Source organism: Cupriavidus sp. USMAA2-4, from assembly GCF_001854305.1.
In the GTDB taxonomy this organism is placed as follows: domain Bacteria; phylum Pseudomonadota; class Gammaproteobacteria; order Burkholderiales; family Burkholderiaceae; genus Cupriavidus; species Cupriavidus malaysiensis.
Window position 1 is genome coordinate 3614797 of record NZ_CP017748.1, and the last position, 16671, is coordinate 3631467.

Consider the following 16671-nt stretch of genomic DNA (forward strand, 5'->3'; position numbering starts at 1 on the left):
ATGAACACGGCAGATGCGGTGCCCAGTACTACGCAGGTTGCAGTTCGGCCTGGCGGCTCCACTCCTGCGTCTTGAAGTCCAGCGCGTAGCCCAGTTCGCCCAGGCGGGCGATCTGCGTGCGCAGGGTGCGGCGGTCGATGGTCGAATCCAGTTTCACGGACTCGCCCAGCGGCCAAAGCAAGCTGAACAGCGCGACGTCGCCATCTTCGGTACTGCCGGGAGCAGTTGCCGCAGCGGGCGTCGGCGCATCCACGCCGAAGGGCGTGGTATCGACCAGCGGGTCCGTGGATGCCTGCACGGGTGCGGGCTTGGCGGGCTTGGAGGTTTTGGTGGGCTTGGCCGGTGTTGCCGGCGTTACTGCAGGCTGTGCGCCCAACTCTTCATCAAGTGGATCGAGGTCCTGGGTGGCGAAGCTGCGTGCCTCGTCACGGCTCAGTTTGTCGATGTCGTAGAGCGTCATTCCGTCCAGGCTGGCACGGATCTCGAAGCGCATGCCGCCACCGACCGGGTAGGACTTCGGGAAGATGTACCTGATGATGAACTCCCCGTCGTACTTGCCTTCGGGGTATTGCTCCAGCTCCGGATCCTTGACCTCGAACGTACCGAGGTGCGTGGCGAGGCGTCCGACCGTGAAGGGGCCGTTCTTGCCGCGGATGGTACGCAGCGTGAGCTGGCCGGGGACGACGATGGGCGAAACCGATCTCTCGGATGCCGATGTGGCTGCCATGATGGTTCTCCTTAGCGATTGGGAAAACGACAAGGCCCGCGAGGGCCTTGCCGATCAGAACGAAGCAGCCAATGCCGGCTCCTGCTCCTCGACTTCACCTTCGGGCTCGCGCTCGGCGGGCTCGGCAGGCTGATCGGCAGCGGTGTCGGCGTCCTCGGCTTCGGGCGCGGGAGCGTCCTGGGCCGGCGGCGTATCGGCTTGCGCGGGGCTCGTCGGATAGACCTTGGTGCCGTCGATCTTGATCAGGCCAATGTGGATCAGTGTCGATTCCAGGCTTGCGGCCGGTTCTCCGGCACGCTCACCCTTGGTGCGGATGTACGGATCGATCTTCATGTCGTTGAGACGGAAGGCGATCAGCACCTTGCAGTCCCCTTCGATGGCCTGCACGCACCGGCGAACCAGATGCTCGGCTTCAGGGGTGGTGACGATGGTGTCGAAGTACCGATACTCCGGTTCATCGACAGGCCCGGCCAGAGCGGCGACGGTGCAAGAGAGGAACGGGTCGCCATCTTTGGGCGTGACGTCCTTCGGACGGCTGAGGTAGCCGATGCCGCGGGTGACCAGCTCGTGCTGCCTGATCGAAGCCAGTTCGGCCCGGTCAAGCGGCTCGGCCTTGAGCAGTCGCGCCTTGAGGGACGCGGCGGCTTGGCCTTTCTGCTCACCCTTGTCGCGGATGTACGCATCGCCCCACAGGTCGCCGAGGCGAAAGCGCACCAGTGGGCGCTGCTTGGGATCGTCAACGCCGATGTAGCGCTCGACCAGCTTCTTGGCCTCGGCACCCGAGACCTTGACGTCGAAATAGCGATAGCTGGGGTCCTTTGCGGAACCGACCAACGCGGCGATGGTGCATGCCAGGAAAGGCTGCGCACGGCGGCCGCCTCGAACAGGCACTTCACGGACACGCTGGATGTAACCGATGCCCGAGGTGTGGAGGTCGAAATACGATTTCTCGTTGGACGTGGTGCTCATGGTGAATCTCCATAGGGATGAAGCGGAGACACACCGGCCCCACGCTGCGGGGAAAGGTGCGTAACCCCGCGATGGGTTGATAAGGCGAAAGCATCCACCACCAGAGACTGGTGGCCGCTCGCGGATGGATGCGGTGCGAGCTGGCTCGGTCACGCAGTGGGAACTGCGCCGCAACCTCGAAGACCGATGGTTGCCTGGCATGTCGCTGACAACGTCAGCAGGCATGGGCTCAGCATGGCCGGGCCTCGCGCGCGAGACAGCCATCAATCGGCATTCGGGCGATTCCCTTTGATGAAATCTCACACGGCAGAAAAAAGGCCCTCCTTCCGAATGGAGGGAGAGCCTGTGGGGGGCATGTCGCCTGGTTCTTTTCGTGGTGTTACGCCGGTACAGCGCGGCGCCGTCGGGACGTCTCCGCGCCGATCACGCTCACATCGATCAGACGCCAGCGCCCGTCGTCGATGAGCCGCTCCAGCACTTCGCCGAGCATGTCGAAATACACCTCGTCGTGCCGATCGACCAACTCGCCGTCGCGGCACAGCTCCACCGCATAGGTATCGCTGCCGCGCTGGTAGAGGATCGTCACCCGACCGTCGAACTTCGCGGTCGAAACCGTGAAACTGATCGCCGGAGGCGTTTCGATGATCTTGGCCGGCTTCGGATCGACCCAGGTGAAGTCGTGGGCGCCCGCATCGACCAGCATGTGGGTGATGCGCCGGAACCCGTCGGGCGCCGACATTTCCTCCAACTGCTCGATGAGCTGACCCAGTTCCATACACTGCGGCTCGGGAATGGGCAGCTTGGCCGGCGCGGAGCCGAGGATGTGTGTCTTGACGGTGTAGGGAGTGCCGTCGGACATCATCTCGGTGCGCTCTTCTGGCGTGTCCGCACGCAGACCGTCGAAACGACGACGGGCATAGGGTTGGACATGCACCTTGGTGCCCTCGCTGGGAATGCTGGTCACCAGGTTGGGATCGAGTACCGCGAACTCGCTGGGCTTGAGCTTGACGACGATGGCGTCCTCGCTGGCTGCGACCACCTTGCCGTCGAAGGGCTGGGGATCGATGACAAAGCCCAGTGTCGAGGACTGTGGCTGATCATCGAACACGCGGTACTTGAACGACCGCACGTTGCGGGGCACATGGCCTGCGACCAGCGAAGGCATCAGGGTCTTGATAAGAGAGCGATCCATGTGAATCTCCTTGAGGAAGAACAAGGGATTCCCCGCCCGCAAGGGAGAGGTCCCTTGTGGGTGAATGGGCGCGATGCGTCCGTAGGAAGAAACAACCAGCACGGTTTCCCGCGCTTGCAGCCTTGAAGGTCTTGACTGCCTGGGCATGTGTCGGCAACGCCGACGAACATGGGGCAAGGATGGCCCTTGAGTGAGCCGCCTGCGCTCAGGAAACCGCACCGCGCCGCACCCGCTTTCCTGCGTCGCGACAAGAAAAGGCCCCTCGAAAGGGGCTGAGTGGTCAGGCTTGGTACACGAAGTAGTGTTCGCGCTGGCGTGGAAAGAACACGTGCTTCCACGTGTCACCGCCGGTGTTACCACCGTCGAAGACAACCATTTCGTAGGCATCAATGTCGGTGTCTGCCAGATCGGCGCTGGCGAGATGGCGCATGTGCAGCATGCCGCTCAAGCGCTCGAATACCAGGATCTGGCCGATGGCGTCGTCCTGGCTCATGGCGTTGACGCAGGCTCCAAGCTGATGCTCGAAGTCGCGTGCGGGCGAGATGAGGTCGGGGAACATAAAGTGCTCCTATGAAATAGGACCAGCCTGGCTCCCAGAAAGGAGACAGGCTGGCATGGAGGGCAAAGAGGAAGGTGGGCGCGTGGTGTGTTTGCTAGGACTCGGCCAGCGGCAGGCCCAGCAACACGGGCGCGTCAGCGTCGAGGATGAGGATGCGCACATCGGCCTGGCCAGCCAGTTCCAGGATGTTCGCCAGGTCGTCGGGCATGCCCTTGCTGCGGTGCTCCTGCCGAAGCTGCTCGGCGGTGATGCCATCGGCGTACTCCAGGTTCTTGTCCGTCCAGGGCGTGGAGATCAGCTTGACGCCGATCGCCGGGCTGTACGGAACCCGAAAGGCGATGAACAAAAAGGCCTCCGGCGTGGCAAGGTCCGCCAGATTGGCGAGGTACTGGCCGGTTTCCGGGCTGATGTGTGCGCTGCTGATCTCCCAGCATCGGCTGTAGTAGCCGGTCTCGAAACTCAGGCGCCGCACAACTTCCCGCGCGGCCTCGACCGAATAGCTGTCACCAACGTGGATCAGGCGACCGTCGAAGTCCTCGCCATGAATGGCATAGACCACGGCACCGATCACGCCTTCGCCGTTAACACCTTCATCGGCATCGCATTCGGCCAGTACCTCGGCACTCACAGGTTCAGAGCCGTTCGTGACCACCGCGAAATCGCTGATGACGATGCAGGACGATGAAATCAGTTCCTGGTCGGACAGGTGTTGCTGGCTCGGGTGGATATTTCGCCAGACAGGCGGGCTTCCGTCCTCGTAGCTGATGGACAGCGTGCGGACGATTTTCAAATTCCAGTAGCCGCGAACAAAGGGATTGGGATTCTGAGACATGGGGACGCTCCAGATTGAATAATGGAGCCAATTCCCGCCACCGGGAATTGGACCCGGTGGGTTGAAAGGGGAAAATGCGTCAGGCAGAGGTGATCTTTGGCTTTGATTCAGCCGCCTTACGCTGGGCAACGGAAAGGAAATCGAGGGACATGACCGTGTAGGTGCATGTCCCTCGTGGGGAACGAAAAGACGGGGGTGTGCCAGAAACGGGCTCACCAGCCGCTGTAGTTCAGCATCAAGTCGGCAATGACCTGGCGGCGTTCCAGGTCGAGACCGTCGAAATCCGACAGCCCGTGGAAATGGCAGCGTTTGAGCATGGCACCGCCCTCGTGCGCGTTGTAGAAGCTGACCATGGCGGACAGAAACATGCGTTGCCCGCTGCTCAGGACACCGAGGGCATCGTTGAGCCGCAGCATGTTGGGACGCAGATCCCACTTGCTTTTGGCCTGGTTCAGGCCGTCACGGGTGCCGTCGCCGAACCATTCGGGGCCAGCGATCTCGGCACCACGCTTCCAGGCCTCGAAGAAGGCTTGGGGCGCGGCAGCGAAATGCTGCTCTTCCCGCATGATCTGATCGACGACTTCCTGCGGCAGCAGTTGATTCATGGCGTGATTCCTCCAGTTGGATCAGGGAATGGCGAGCTGGGACCAGCCGCCTCTTTCGAGGGCACGTTGAGCCGCCGCATGGCTGCGGAAGTACTCGTGCGATTCCCGCGAAACGGGACCTTCGGTATCGCGCGTGCCGATGTAGTGGCCGGCGGCGCTTTGCAGGACTTCGAGCGGCAGGAACTTGCCGCAATAGGTCAAGGCCAACTGGCCGAAAGAGGCTTTGTGGGACATGGGTAGGTTCCTTGGAAAAGCGAGGCCTTGTCCCTCACGGGATGGCAGCTCCCGCACGCGGTGGATAAAAAGCATCGGCGTCACGGGGACGCGCGTCCGCAGACTTGATGCGATACGGACTGGCGGGTTACGCGGGAAGAACCCGCGGCAGCCTGGAACCCATGGCTGCTGGCATGTGCTGACGAATCAGCGAACATGCGGGCAGCTTCATGCGGGGGCCGCGCTGCGTCAGTTGCAAAACGGCATTCGGCCCAGCCCGGATTGATCGGCGCAGAGACAGAAAACCCGCATCGAGTGCGGGTTGTCAGGGTGGTGTGCGGGTGCGTTGGCTCACTCGGGCGCGTCGCCCAGGACATGCTGCTTCCACAGGGCGAATGCCTCGTCCTGTCCCAGTTCGGCCAGGACCACAATGGGCTGCTCCTGCCGCGCACGCAGCGAAGCGAAATACGCCTTACGGTCGGCGATGGCCTTGAGGTTGATGCCATCGATAAACAGCAGCTTGCCGCCCTTGATGAACAGCACCTTGTTGCCAAGGTCGCGCTCGAATGCGGCTCGTACTTTCTCCGGTTGTTGCATGCGTCGGTTTCCTGTTGGTGTGGCCCGCTATCGGGCCAGAATGTTGATCGGCGGGAGAAAGGCGCCGAAGGCCCTGCGGCCTTCGGCTCGGGAGGACGGAACCACCCGTGGGCTGATTGGCAGGCCCGGTCGTCGCTAGAACCGTCTGCTGTCAGCAATCGCACCCGGCGCATGTCGTGGTTGGCGCCGGCATCTTCTGGCGCACATCCGCGCACAAAAGGAGCCCAGTTTTTCGCCGTTGGGCACGGCATTGAATACCGCTGACCACGAAGGGTCTCCGGGTGGCTCGCGCAGCCTGGCAAGCCATCGGGGGACCCTTCGCAGAGGCGGAAAAATGCAGATCAGCAGAACGCGCCGGGAAACCCCGGACATGGTTCGCGGAGAAGCTACCTTCAGGCCCCGCAGCCGGGGACGGCTGGGCGGGACGCGCACACGGACAAGAGAAGGCGTTGCGCGCTGGGCGTCCCGCAGGGCGTGCGGGACACAGGCCGTACCGCCGATGGCGGGCACGGCTCTCGGGGAGTGGGGTCGGTCAGAAGCCCTTGCGGCCGCTACTGCGTGGGCGCGAGGCACCGCGCTTGGACGCGCCGGTTTCGACCGGCAGCGTGCCTTTGCAGTCGGGGTAGCGACTGCATGACCAGAAGGGGCCGGTCTTGCCAGTGCGCTGGCGCGTCGGTGCGCCGCACTGCGGGCAAGCGGGTCCCTGGGGAACCTTGATGGACAGCGAGGTGCTGCCGTACTGCGCGATCAGTTGCGAAATCCATGCAGCCTGCTTGCCGATGAACACGTTCAGGGTGAGCTGTCCGGCCTCGATCATGTCGAGTGCCTGCTCCCACACAGCGGTGGTTCCGGGGTCTGCAATCGCCGCGGGCACGGCGTCGATCAGCGTGAACGCCGCATCCGATGCGCGAATGGAGCGTCCTTTCTTCACGAGATAGCCCCGCGTCAGCAGGCCGGTGATGATGTTGGCGCGCGTGGCTTCGGTGCCGATGCCCGTCGTGTCCTTCAACTTCTGTTTTAAGCGCGGGTCGGTTACGAAGCGCGCCACGCCTTTCATCGACTTGACCAGTTCGCCCTGCGTGTAGGGCTTGGGCGGCGTCGTCTTCAGCGCCTTGATCTCGGCCTCGGCCACCTGGCACGCCATGCCTTCGCGCAGCGCGGGCAGCACCTGGCTGCGCACGGCGGCGTCGCCGTCCTCGTCCGCTTGCGGCTCGGCCAGCACCAGACGCCAATCCTGGGCGATCACCTGCTTTCCGGTGGCCACCAGCTTCTGCTGGCCGCTGGAAAGCTGAGCCACGGTGCGGTCGAACTCGTGGTGAGGGAGGAACTGCGCGAGGTAGTGCGCGCGGATCAGCCGGTACACCGCCAGTTCCTTCTCGCTCATGGCAGAGAGGTTCGCGGGTTCGAGCGTCGGGATGATGCCGTGGTGGGCGGTCACTTTGCCGTCGTTCCATGCGCGTGAGCGCTGGGAGCGGTCGAGCTGGCCCATGATGGGATGCAGCGACGGGTCGGTCTTGAGCAGGCTGTCCAGAACCGTGGGCACCTCGGCAAACATGCTTTCAGGCAGATAGCCGGAATCCGAACGCGGGTACGTGGTGGCTTTGTGCGTTTCGTACAGGGCCTGAGCGATCTCCAGAGTCTCCTGCACGTCCAGCCCAAGCTGCTTGGAACAAACCTCCTGAAGCGTGCCCAGGTCGAACAGCAGCGGCGGACCTTCGCGCACGCGCTCGGTCTCGACTGATACCACCTGGGCACTGCCTGCAGCGCGGATCTGCTGCTCGGCCTGCTGGGCGACCGGCTGCTGCAGGCAGCGGCCAGCGTCGTCAGTGCAGCCATTGGGCGCAACCCACTGCGCGCTGAAAGCCTGTCCACCTGCGGAAAGGGACACGTCGATGGTCCAGAACGGCACCGACTTGAAGGCCGCGATTTCGCGGTCGCGGTCCACGACCAGTTTGAGAGTCGGCGTCTGTACGCGCCCGACCGACAACACGCCGTCGTAGCCGGCCTGCCGACCCAGCATGGTGAACAACCGGCTTAGGTTCATGCCCACGAGCCAGTCGGCGCGCGAGCGCGCCAGCGCCGAGTAGTACATCGGCAGCGTGTCGGATGAAGGTCGCAGCTTGCCGAGCGCGGTGCGGATCGACGCATCGTTGAGCGCCGACAGCCATAGCCGCTCGATGGAGCCGCGGTAGCCGCACAGGTCGATGATCTCGCGGGCGATCAGCTCGCCCTCGCGGTCGGCATCGGTGGCGATAACGAGGTGGGTCGCCTTCGCCAGAAGCGCCTTGACGACCTTGAATTGCGGGGCGGTCTTGGGCTTGACCTCGACCTGCCACTGCTGGGGAATGATGGGCAACTGCTCCAGCGACCAGCGCTTGAGCGCTGCGTCATAGACCTCGGGAGCTGCCGCTTCTACAAGATGGCCGATGCACCAGGTGACGGTGACGCCGGAGCCGCTGAGACAGCCTTCACCGCGCTGCGTCGCGCCGAGAATCCGGCCAATATCCTTGCCCTGGGAGGGCTTCTCGCACAAAAACAGCCGCATGTCCGTCCATCCGATTCCCGTGGTTCATCGAGTTGCTGGAATCGAGGATGCCGAGCACCACCAGGGGCAGCAGCAAACAAGCCGCATGCGGTGGCGACCACTTTCACGGGATGGAATGGCGGGGACGGGAGTGGCGTGCGGCCGGGGATGTGCGGGCCGGGAGCCGCGATTTTCGGGAGCGCGTGGCAGCCGGTGGACGTTGATGGAGCTATCCCCGGGGATAGCTCACAAGGGCATGGGGCGACGAACGACTGCCGCCGCCCCATGCCGCATCACTTCCTGCGCTTCGGCTCCTTCGGCGCGGTCGGTTCCTGGGCGGCTTGGGATTTCGGCTGCGCGTCCTGCGCGGTCTCCTGCTGCCTGGGGCTGAGGGTCACGGACTCGATGCGGAAGGGCAGGATGCCGACGCTGCGTGCGTTGATCTGCCAGGTCTCGCGCGGCTGATCCTCGTTGTCCGTCCAGGGTTCGCGCTCCATGCGGCCGACGACCAGCACGCGCATGCCTTTCTGGTACAGCTCCTTCCAGTGCGCGGCGTCGCGGTGCCAGATTTCCACCGGCGCCCAGAAGCCGCCGCGGTCCTCGAAGGTGCCATCCTTCTTGGGAATGGGGTTGTCGAAATAGACGTTCAGGCGCAGAAGGCGGCTGGGCTCGTCGTTGCCGTTGGGGAACTCCCGGTACTCGGGGGGCGAACCGATGTTGCCCTCGCCAGAAAAATGCGTGCTCATGTTGCAATCTCCGTGGTGGTTGAAATACCCGCACCTGGTCGGCGGCGGGCGCGTGCTGGGGTGCCTGGCGCGATCACCGATCACGCATGGCGGGTGGCGTGGACTTGAGCCGGCGCAGGTAGGCGTCTTCCGCCTCGGCGGCCTTGCTGGCGCACTCCTGGGCCTGCCTGCCCAAGGTGTGCAACAGGCTGATCTGCATGTTCAGCGTGATGCGCTGAAGCTCGATGGCGTGCAGGTCGGCCAGGAGGTTGACCGGCGTGCTGGTACTCGCCATCAGCTCCTGCCACAGGGCCACGCCCATGGCTGACCTGTCGTGCTTGCGCCAGCGAAGAAACGCTGTGCCTGCGCCAGTGGTCTGCTGGGCCAGTTCGATGGGTAGCAGATGGAAGGGATGCCCGACTGCCTGTTGCAGCACCTGTCGCTGCGCCAAGTCCATCAATTCGTCGCGCATGGCGAAGCACTGGCTGGCCCAGGCCTCCAAGTCCCCTTTACCTTTAAAGGGCTTTAAAAGGCCTTTTTGAGAGCCTGCGTGTTCCAGCTTCATGAAGGCTGTCTGTTGCAGGGGACGGAAGTAGCGGGTGTCGCGGTTCGGGTCGATCATGCCCGCGCGTCCTCGCCGGCCGTCGCTTCGTGCGCCGCGGTGGCTGCGGCCTCGTCGCTGGGGGAAGGTGCTGGGGCGGGACCATCACCGGGCTGCTGCAGGCTACGGCGCACGATGGGCGGCGCGAACTTCGAGCGGCGCGTGCCTTCCAGCACGTCCTGCGGCAGCTCGCCGAACTTCTCCAGCGCTGCCCGTGCTGCGGCATTCTTCGCGGCGAAGTCGTCGCGGGTGCAGCCCGAGTAGCGGTATTGCTGTGCCAGCGAGAACAAGCTGCGCAGTGCATGGGCGCCTTCGTTGAGCCAGCGCTCCAAGGTGCTGCGGTCGATGAGCGCGGTGTGGTGCGCGAGGATCAGCTTGCGGGCGACGTCGTCGTAGTCGGCCAGCAGATACACGGCGGCAAAGCCGAGCTGCGCATTGACGAACAGCGGCAGTTTGACGGGCTGAACATTGAGGTTTTCGCCCAAGGTGAGTGCCGGCGGCACGCTCGCCAGCGCCTGGTCCACCTGTTCGCGCAGCGATTGCAGCGTGGCCTTCGTTTGGTCGAGCTTGTCCTCGATGCGCAGCATCCAGAAATCGCTGTACGGATCGTCCTGCTCCGAGCCGCGCCGCATCTTGTTCATCTGGGCGATGTAGCCGTTCAGGCCGACGATGCCCGGTCGCCCCTCGGCGGCGGCGCGGCCGTGCCAGATGCGCGAGGCGTGGTGCGTGTGCAGCGTCAGCGACATCGCGCTGCGCAAGGAGCCGAGATTCAGTTGCAGGGGTTCGTTGGTGGTTGCCATGGTGTCCGCTCGTTGTTGGAAAAGAGCGGCCAGCTTCGGCAGGAAGCGGAAGGCAGTCAGTCAACAAACCGAAACCCGCCAGTCCCCGGTTCAAGGCGCGGCGGGTGCATGCGGCGTGAGCTATCCCCAGGGGATAGCTCCATGGAGCGCCAAGGAACGCTGCACGCCCGGATCAGCGCGGACAAGGCCGATCCCGCGGCAGGCGATCGAGGCCTGGCGTGCAGCGGTTCGATGTCGTAGCCGTTAGTGGAACTATCCCCAGGGGATAGCTCTACTGGAAGCCACCGGCATCCACTACACCGCCATGCAGGCCCGCTCACTTGCTGGCAAGCAGGTTGCGCAGCCGTTCGATGTGCTGCTTGGCGACTTCCGGCGGCACAGGCTTGCCCTGTGGCTGAGATGGCGGTGGTGCCGGTGGTGGCCGCTCATTCGGCAGCACGGGTGCCGATGGCGCGTCTTTCTTGGCCCAGGCGTTGAACTCGCCATGGATGGCCCGCTGGATGATGCCGAACAGATACCCCGCAGGATTGCGGATGCCATGGCTGCTGCATCGAGTGGCCCATTCGTCCAGCACGGCCTGCCTCAGCGCTGCATCGACCTGCTGCAATGCCACCTTGACGCCTGCCTGTTGTTCCGCCTTCAGTTCCGCGAAGCGTTTGGGCCATTGCAGGTCGCCTAGCGCACGCGCCTGCGCTTGTACCTGCGCGGTAGTACGTACTTCATTAATACAACTACTACGTACTGTACGGGCCTGCTTCGGATTCCGAAGAGAGGCGTCTGGCGCGGGTTTCGGCCCTGCTTCGGATTCCGAAGACGGGCCATCGGCATTCCGAAGAAGGCTTGATGCCCCTTCTTCGGATTCGTGAGTCGCGGCCTCCTGTGGATAACTTTCGGTGGCCGTGATGCCTTGGCTGGCGAGACGTTCGGCCAGGACCTGCAGCCGCGACGGCAGCGTGCGGCCGGACAACAGCGGGTCTTCCGCGATCTCCCGGAGAGTGTTCAGCCCCACCATCTGGATGGCCTTGGCCGAATGGCCGAGGGACTGGCTGACCAGCGCCAGGTAGTCGGCGTCGAGCTGCATGGCCTCGAAGGGCGTCAGGGGTTCATCGTGCAGAACGTAGAGGTTGCCTAGGATGCGTCCGGTCTTGGGGTCGCGCCGTCGCCGCACCAGGCTCAACCATCGGGTGAGGCGCAACAGCGTCAGTGCTCGGGCCACGGTTTCATGCGAGGCCTGCCCGGCGCAGGGCATCGAGGCCAGCCAGGGCCGAAGCTGCTCATACGTCGGGAATGCCGTCACGCCATCGTCGTTGAGCATCAGCCGGAACACCTGCCAGGCGTTGCGCTCCAGCGGCGTCAGGCGGCGGTCGAGGAACAGTCGTCGCGGTACGGTCTCATGTCGGTTGCCGCTGAAGAGGAACGCATCGCCGGACGCGGCCGGTGTCGCAGGTGACGGCGCAGGTATAGGCATGCGCGTGGGCGTGGGTGGGCCGGGCCTGGGCGCAAGGTCTTTCAGCGCCGCGTCGAACAGATCAGCGAGTGCGACGGGGCCATGGCGTGGTGCGGTGTCGTCCACGGCCATGGCTCAACCCAATCCTTGATCGACCCACGACTTGATCGCGGCCCAGACCACCGACAGCGGCAAATCCATGCCTTCGGCGAGGTCCATGGCCGCGTCGAGAATCGAGGTCTCGTCCTCCAAGTCCACATTCCTGCTGCTGGTGATGGCTTTCCAGCGCCGCCACAGTTCGACGTCCTGCTTCTCGTCCAGGACAGGGTGACGCCCCTTGCGCTTGGGCAGGCCCAGCACCTCACGGCGCAGGGCGATTTCCTGATGGGTCAGGCCATAAAAGCGGCTGACCATCTCCGTGCTGGCCCCCAGTCGCAACATGCGATCGACGGTCGCGATTTCCTTCTCCACGTCCTGCGCCTGCGAGAGCAGACGCCGGAGCACCTCGCGGTTCACGGACACGGAACACCACGAGACATTGGCGTTGGCCAGTACGCTCACCATGGCGGGATGCTTGAGCGCATCCAGCTCGGCCTCGCTGAAGCCCATCGCCTTGCAGCGGCGCAGTTGGCCGTTGCGCAGGTCGTAGAGCGCCTGGGCGATGACGGCCTGATTGAGCGGGTGCGGGGCGGACATGCTGGTCTCCTTCCTTCATGCCCCAGGGCTTGCGGCACCGAACTCCAGGTCCAGCAGGCGCCGGGCCAGGCGCAGCAATCGGAACAGCTTGACCAGCGCGGTGTCGCTCAATCGCCGGTTCGCATCGCCTTGGCCGTGCAGCAGCGCCGGCAGCTCGGCGGCAAGCTGCCCGCCGTCCAGATCAGCATCGGTGAAGCTCTGGCCTGCCAGGCTCGCCAGCAATGTCAGCACGGCGCGGCCCTGCGGTGATGGGGGCTGCGCGCTGGCATGGCATGCGAAGCCAACACCGTCCGCGCGTTCCTCGATGCACTGATCAAGTCCTGCCTCGCCCGCGATCTCGCGTGCGAACTGCGCGATGTGGATGCGCAGGCGGTCGGGCGTGTCCAGGCCCGCGTCGATGTGCCAGACGTCGGAAATCGGGTAGAGACCGCCTGCCTGGACGGGAATGGACTGCAAGACATTGGCCGAGAAATCGGGCAGCGCATCGCCCAGCTCGTCGGCGACCATCCGCTGAATGGATTGCAGCCGCTCCGTCGTCGGTGCAGGCGAAACGATGTGCCCCTGCAGCAGATCATCAGGAGCCGCCACGGGACTTCCTGCGGGCGAGCCGTCTGTCCCCGAGCCGCCCTCGCGTTCGCGCGACCCAGGCGTGGCCGGCGGCGCCAGGGCCGATGGGGCTGGTGCGGCGGGCGGGCGTGCCATGGTGCCAGGCTCAGGCAGCGCGGGCGGTGCCGATGGCGGGGTCGGGTCGCTGACCAGGGCGCGATGGCGGCTTTCGGATTCGGTGAGGTCGAGCGCCAGCACGTCGTAGTCGATGCCGAGCAACTCGGACATCTGGCCGATCAGTTCATCCTGCACGCGCTGGGGGGCGAACTCGTCGGCCTGCGTGTCGAACTGCGACAGCACCTCCTGAAAGAAGTCGTCGAAGTCCTGTACCAGTGTGTGGCCCTTGGCGTAGCGCTCCCACGCGAGCATGCAGGCCTTGCGCATGACCGACAGGCGTTCGACTTGGTGGCGGCCGAGCCCGCCGTAGAGCACGGTCGGGATCGCCGGCAGGAGGTAGCGCACCGCGTCGTTCATCCGGCTGATGTGCGACTGCTGGACAGGGAAGCCATCGGCGGCGAGGCGGCGGGCCAGCTCGGACTGGCTCAGGGCGGCGCCGCTTTCCTGCTCGTAGAACTCACGCGCCTTCTCGACGCCGAGGGCGCGCTCGATGAACGTCAGGCCCCCGCGCAATTCGTTCTCGGCCAGGTGGCCGGTCAGCATCACGACTTCGCCGCGACTGGGCCACGGGCGGAACAGGCACGATATGCGGAAGAATCGCTCGTCCTTGGTCTCCGACCACAGTTCGCGCAGGATCGCCAAACGTGTGTTGCCGCCGTTGCGGATGATGTAGTGATCCTCGCCGGGACGGCGCGTGATGGCCGGTGCCGCGTCCAAGCCGCGCTCGCGGATGGACGCCTTGATGTCCTCGTAGGCCGGGTTGCGCTTCTTCCTGGGATCGTGGTCGTAGGGGCGCAACTGGTCCAGGGTCACGACCATGGGCGTGTCGGCGATCGGATCGCTCAAGGCCGAGGTGGACGGGCCGCTGCGCTCGAACCCGGCCGCGAGCAGCTTGCCGGCCATCTGCTGGGAGGTCATCTCAGCCATGGCGGCCTCCCTGCGCTGGGGACCGGGCCTCGCGCTCGGCGCGGCGGATCTGCGCCCGGGCATTGAGGGCCGCCCGGTGGTCGCTGGCGGTCGAACTGGTGTAGATCGCAGCGCAGCCAGCCTTGGTGAATTTCAAGTGCCCGCCAGATGTGCGCTTGACGTGCCAGCCCTCGCCGACGGCGAACTCGATCAGGGCGCGCAGACGCTTGTGGCCTCGGGCCAGTTCATGTGCGTTCGCCATGAGGCCTCCCGGTATCAAGAGGGGCTGGTGAACGGCCGGACACCGTGGCAAATCGGTGCTGCCATTGCGGGAACAGCTCGCCAGCGAGGCCGCGCATGGTGTCGAGCGCGGCGGGGGCGACTCTGCCCGGTGGCTGGCGGTACTCGACCCGATGCACCGGCAGGCCGCGCGTCGCGGCGCGCGGATAGGCTTCGATGGCCGGCACGTCGGTGGCCAGCACGCAGATGCCGGTGTGGTCCTGGAACAGGTCGCGCAAGGCCTGCTGAATCAGCCGGGCGTTCGCCGACACCGGGTGGACGCGGTTGATGAGCAGGTGCAGCGGCGGTGGTTCGATGCCCAGGTGCCGATACGGCGCGATGTCTTCGAGCAACTGCATGGTGCCGCGCCGCAGCTCTCGTGCCGCGAGGATTTCCGGGGTCACGGGCGACAGCGCAACGTCGGAGGCGAGCACCGCCATCTCCAGCAGCACCGAGCGCGCGCCCTGGGTGTCGATCAGCACCAGGTCATAGAGGGGAGCCAGGACCGGCAGCAGGTGCCGCAGCCGCAGGCGCCCATCCGGCGCGTGTAGCAGCAAGGTGTTCAACTCGCCCCGGTGGTCGTTGGAGAGCACCAGATCGAGGCCCGCGATGATCGTGCGGGACACGAGCTGGCCGAGGTCGCGCTCGTTGAAGGCCAGCAATTCATAGATGCCGCCAGGCGCGCGGTGGCCCAACTCGTAGTAGGACGACAAGGTGGGCTGCACGTCGAGATCGAGCAGCAGCACGCGCAGCCCCGCGTCGGCGGCAAGCCCACCCAGGTTCGCGGCCGTGGTGGTCTTGCCCACGCCACCTTTGGTTGAAATGATGGATACGACCTGCATGGCGTTCTCCGTGTGAGGATGGGAAGTCCGCGGGAGAACGGGTCAGGCCCTGTTGTTGACGCGCTCGTCGATCCACTGATCGATTTCGATGGAGTCCCAGCCCACGGCGCGCACGCCCAGACGCAGCGCCTGCGGGAACTGGCGTTTCTTCATCAGGTTGTAGATGTGGGCGCGCTTGAAACCGGATTTCGCTTCGACTTCTTCCAGGCGCAGGATGCGGCGCTCGTTTGGCGGCAGTACAGGTGTTTGCGACATGGCGGTCACTCCTGAACGCTCAGTGGCGTTTGTTGGCGTGACCTCTATTCAATAGACACGGCAGCGAAAAGACATTGCAAATGCAATCTCCGCGACTGCACATACAAGCTGGCAAATCTCAGCGGGAGGCGCTACGCAACCGGCGCCTGGCGGTGGCGAACTTGCCGTTCAATGTCCGCTCCGCGATACCCATGGCGCCGCTGTGATGGGCGACCAGCGCGCTGACCACGGCCTCCTGCGTCTTGAAGCTGGAGTACGGCGTGCCCGATGGCGACTGGCCGAGCATCAGCTCTAACAGGCCGCCAACGATGTTCAGGTAGGTGGCCTCGGCCCGATCACTGATCGGACACTGCGCGCATGCCGAAATCACCGTGGACTGCTTGAGCAGCGCGTCATGCTTGTCCTGCAACTCGCGAAGCTGACGTTTGGTCTGTTCCAGGGCGGATTTCAAACCCTGGCGTTCGACCAGCATGGCTTGCCCTGTTTCTAGGGAGATGAAGGGATGGATGATGCGCTCGCTGCGGGAGAAGAGAAAGCCGGGCCGCTGCTCGGGGTAGTGCTGGCGCATCCAGCACTTCAGATCGACATGACGTACCGTCAGATCAGGCGATTCGATCAACGCGGTGTCGCGTGTCGTGATGCCATGCTGCCCGAAGGGCAGTTCCCCGTTGAGGATGCCGTCATAGATGCGGTCGGTGTACAGCCGCAGTTCGCCCAAACGCGGGCAGTCCAGCGACTGCGGCAGATCCATAGGCGACGAGACCGAAGCCAGGATCACCTGCTCGTATCGCAGCAGTCCGGCCCAGCGGATGGACGCTTCGAGCGGGCGGTAGAACACCTTTGATGTTGGTGCATCATTTTTGTTCTCGTGCATGCTCCGTCTCCTTCCAGGAGAAGAACTACAGGGCCGACTGCTTTTGCAGCCGTCCTCATGGTCGGCCTGTTGTCCGCGCAAGACGCGAGTGATGACGCCCGCTTTTGATGACTTCTGATCAGTTCGCGCAACGAGTAGGCGTTGTGTGCTCGATGTGCAAAAATCCATCGGGCACAAGAAAACCGAGCGTCTGTCGCGGCTCGACAGTGACGCTTGCGCTATCAGGATCGTGAGAAGTGGCTGCTCTCGCAAAACCGTATCGGTATGGTCTGATGCGCCAGCGGTTTCAAAAAGCGGCGAACGCT

General features: G+C 64.5%; 18 protein-coding genes and 1 pseudogene. All 19 read right to left on the reverse strand.

Going from position 1 to position 16671, the window contains the following annotated elements:
• Positions 1-28 precede the first annotated feature (28 nt).
• Complete coding sequence (locus BKK79_RS16035) at positions 29-727, reverse strand: DUF3275 family protein (RefSeq protein WP_014603607.1); 699 nt, start codon at positions 725-727, stop codon at positions 29-31.
• Between the two features lie 54 nt (positions 728-781).
• The gene (locus tag BKK79_RS16040; RefSeq protein WP_008268542.1) at positions 782-1696 is read right to left on the reverse strand and encodes a DUF3577 domain-containing protein; all 915 of its coding nucleotides are present in this window, start codon (positions 1694-1696) and stop codon (positions 782-784) included.
• Between the two features lie 379 nt (positions 1697-2075).
• Positions 2076-2888, reverse strand: coding sequence for a GTPase (locus tag BKK79_RS16045; RefSeq protein ID WP_043942133.1), 813 nt, complete (start codon positions 2886-2888; stop codon positions 2076-2078).
• A 280-nt stretch (positions 2889-3168) separates the two neighbouring features.
• Positions 3169-3447: a hypothetical protein gene (locus tag BKK79_RS16050; protein ID WP_008267470.1), complete on the reverse strand. Its 279-nt coding sequence runs from the start codon at positions 3445-3447 to the stop codon at positions 3169-3171.
• Positions 3448-3541: 94 nt separating this feature from the next.
• On the reverse strand, positions 3542-4279 hold the full coding sequence (locus BKK79_RS16055; RefSeq protein ID WP_044314044.1) for a DUF5983 family protein: 738 nt from the start codon (positions 4277-4279) through the stop codon (positions 3542-3544).
• Positions 4280-4491: 212 nt separating this feature from the next.
• Positions 4492-4884: a hypothetical protein gene (locus BKK79_RS16060; protein WP_008267955.1), complete on the reverse strand. Its 393-nt coding sequence runs from the start codon at positions 4882-4884 to the stop codon at positions 4492-4494.
• A gap of 21 nt (positions 4885-4905) precedes the next feature.
• Positions 4906-5118: a hypothetical protein gene (locus BKK79_RS16065; RefSeq protein ID WP_003158617.1), complete on the reverse strand. Its 213-nt coding sequence runs from the start codon at positions 5116-5118 to the stop codon at positions 4906-4908.
• A 330-nt stretch (positions 5119-5448) separates the two neighbouring features.
• A pseudogene (locus BKK79_RS16070) lies at positions 5449-5679 on the reverse strand (hypothetical protein); the annotation flags it as partial.
• Between the two features lie 547 nt (positions 5680-6226).
• Positions 6227-8239: a DNA topoisomerase III gene (locus tag BKK79_RS16075; protein ID WP_023112340.1), complete on the reverse strand. Its 2013-nt coding sequence runs from the start codon at positions 8237-8239 to the stop codon at positions 6227-6229.
• A 272-nt stretch (positions 8240-8511) separates the two neighbouring features.
• Positions 8512-8964 (reverse strand): single-stranded DNA-binding protein, encoded by a 453-nt coding sequence (locus tag BKK79_RS16080; RefSeq protein ID WP_023112339.1) that lies wholly within the window; start codon positions 8962-8964, stop codon positions 8512-8514.
• Positions 8965-9037: 73 nt separating this feature from the next.
• Positions 9038-9565 (reverse strand): DUF3158 family protein, encoded by a 528-nt coding sequence (locus tag BKK79_RS16085; protein ID WP_023112338.1) that lies wholly within the window; start codon positions 9563-9565, stop codon positions 9038-9040.
• A complete protein-coding gene (locus tag BKK79_RS16090) occupies positions 9562-10344 on the reverse strand; it encodes a PFL_4669 family integrating conjugative element protein (RefSeq protein WP_023112337.1) in 783 nt (260 codons plus the stop codon). The genes BKK79_RS16085 and BKK79_RS16090 overlap by 4 nt, the downstream gene beginning before the upstream one ends.
• A gap of 316 nt (positions 10345-10660) precedes the next feature.
• On the reverse strand, positions 10661-11923 hold the full coding sequence (locus tag BKK79_RS16095; protein ID WP_023112336.1) for an STY4528 family pathogenicity island replication protein: 1263 nt from the start codon (positions 11921-11923) through the stop codon (positions 10661-10663).
• 3 nt (positions 11924-11926) lie between these two features.
• Positions 11927-12487, reverse strand: a complete 561-nt coding sequence (locus tag BKK79_RS16100; protein ID WP_023112335.1) for a DUF2857 domain-containing protein — start codon at positions 12485-12487, stop codon at positions 11927-11929.
• Positions 12488-12502: 15 nt separating this feature from the next.
• On the reverse strand, positions 12503-14137 hold the full coding sequence (locus BKK79_RS16105) for a ParB family protein (protein ID WP_023112334.1): 1635 nt from the start codon (positions 14135-14137) through the stop codon (positions 12503-12505).
• Positions 14130-14378 carry a hypothetical protein gene (locus tag BKK79_RS16110; RefSeq protein WP_023112333.1) on the reverse strand — a complete coding sequence of 83 codons (249 nt, stop codon included), beginning with the start codon at positions 14376-14378 and terminating at the stop codon, positions 14130-14132. Before BKK79_RS16110 ends, BKK79_RS16105 begins: the two co-directional genes overlap by 8 nt.
• Positions 14362-15237, reverse strand: coding sequence for a ParA family protein (locus BKK79_RS16115; RefSeq protein WP_023112332.1), 876 nt, complete (start codon positions 15235-15237; stop codon positions 14362-14364). The genes BKK79_RS16110 and BKK79_RS16115 overlap by 17 nt, the downstream gene beginning before the upstream one ends.
• A 42-nt stretch (positions 15238-15279) precedes the next feature.
• On the reverse strand, positions 15280-15492 hold the full coding sequence (locus BKK79_RS16120) for an AlpA family transcriptional regulator (protein WP_012205952.1): 213 nt from the start codon (positions 15490-15492) through the stop codon (positions 15280-15282).
• Positions 15493-15610: 118 nt separating this feature from the next.
• Positions 15611-16366: a hypothetical protein gene (locus BKK79_RS16125; RefSeq protein ID WP_012205951.1), complete on the reverse strand. Its 756-nt coding sequence runs from the start codon at positions 16364-16366 to the stop codon at positions 15611-15613.
• Positions 16367-16671: the final 305 nt, after the last annotated feature.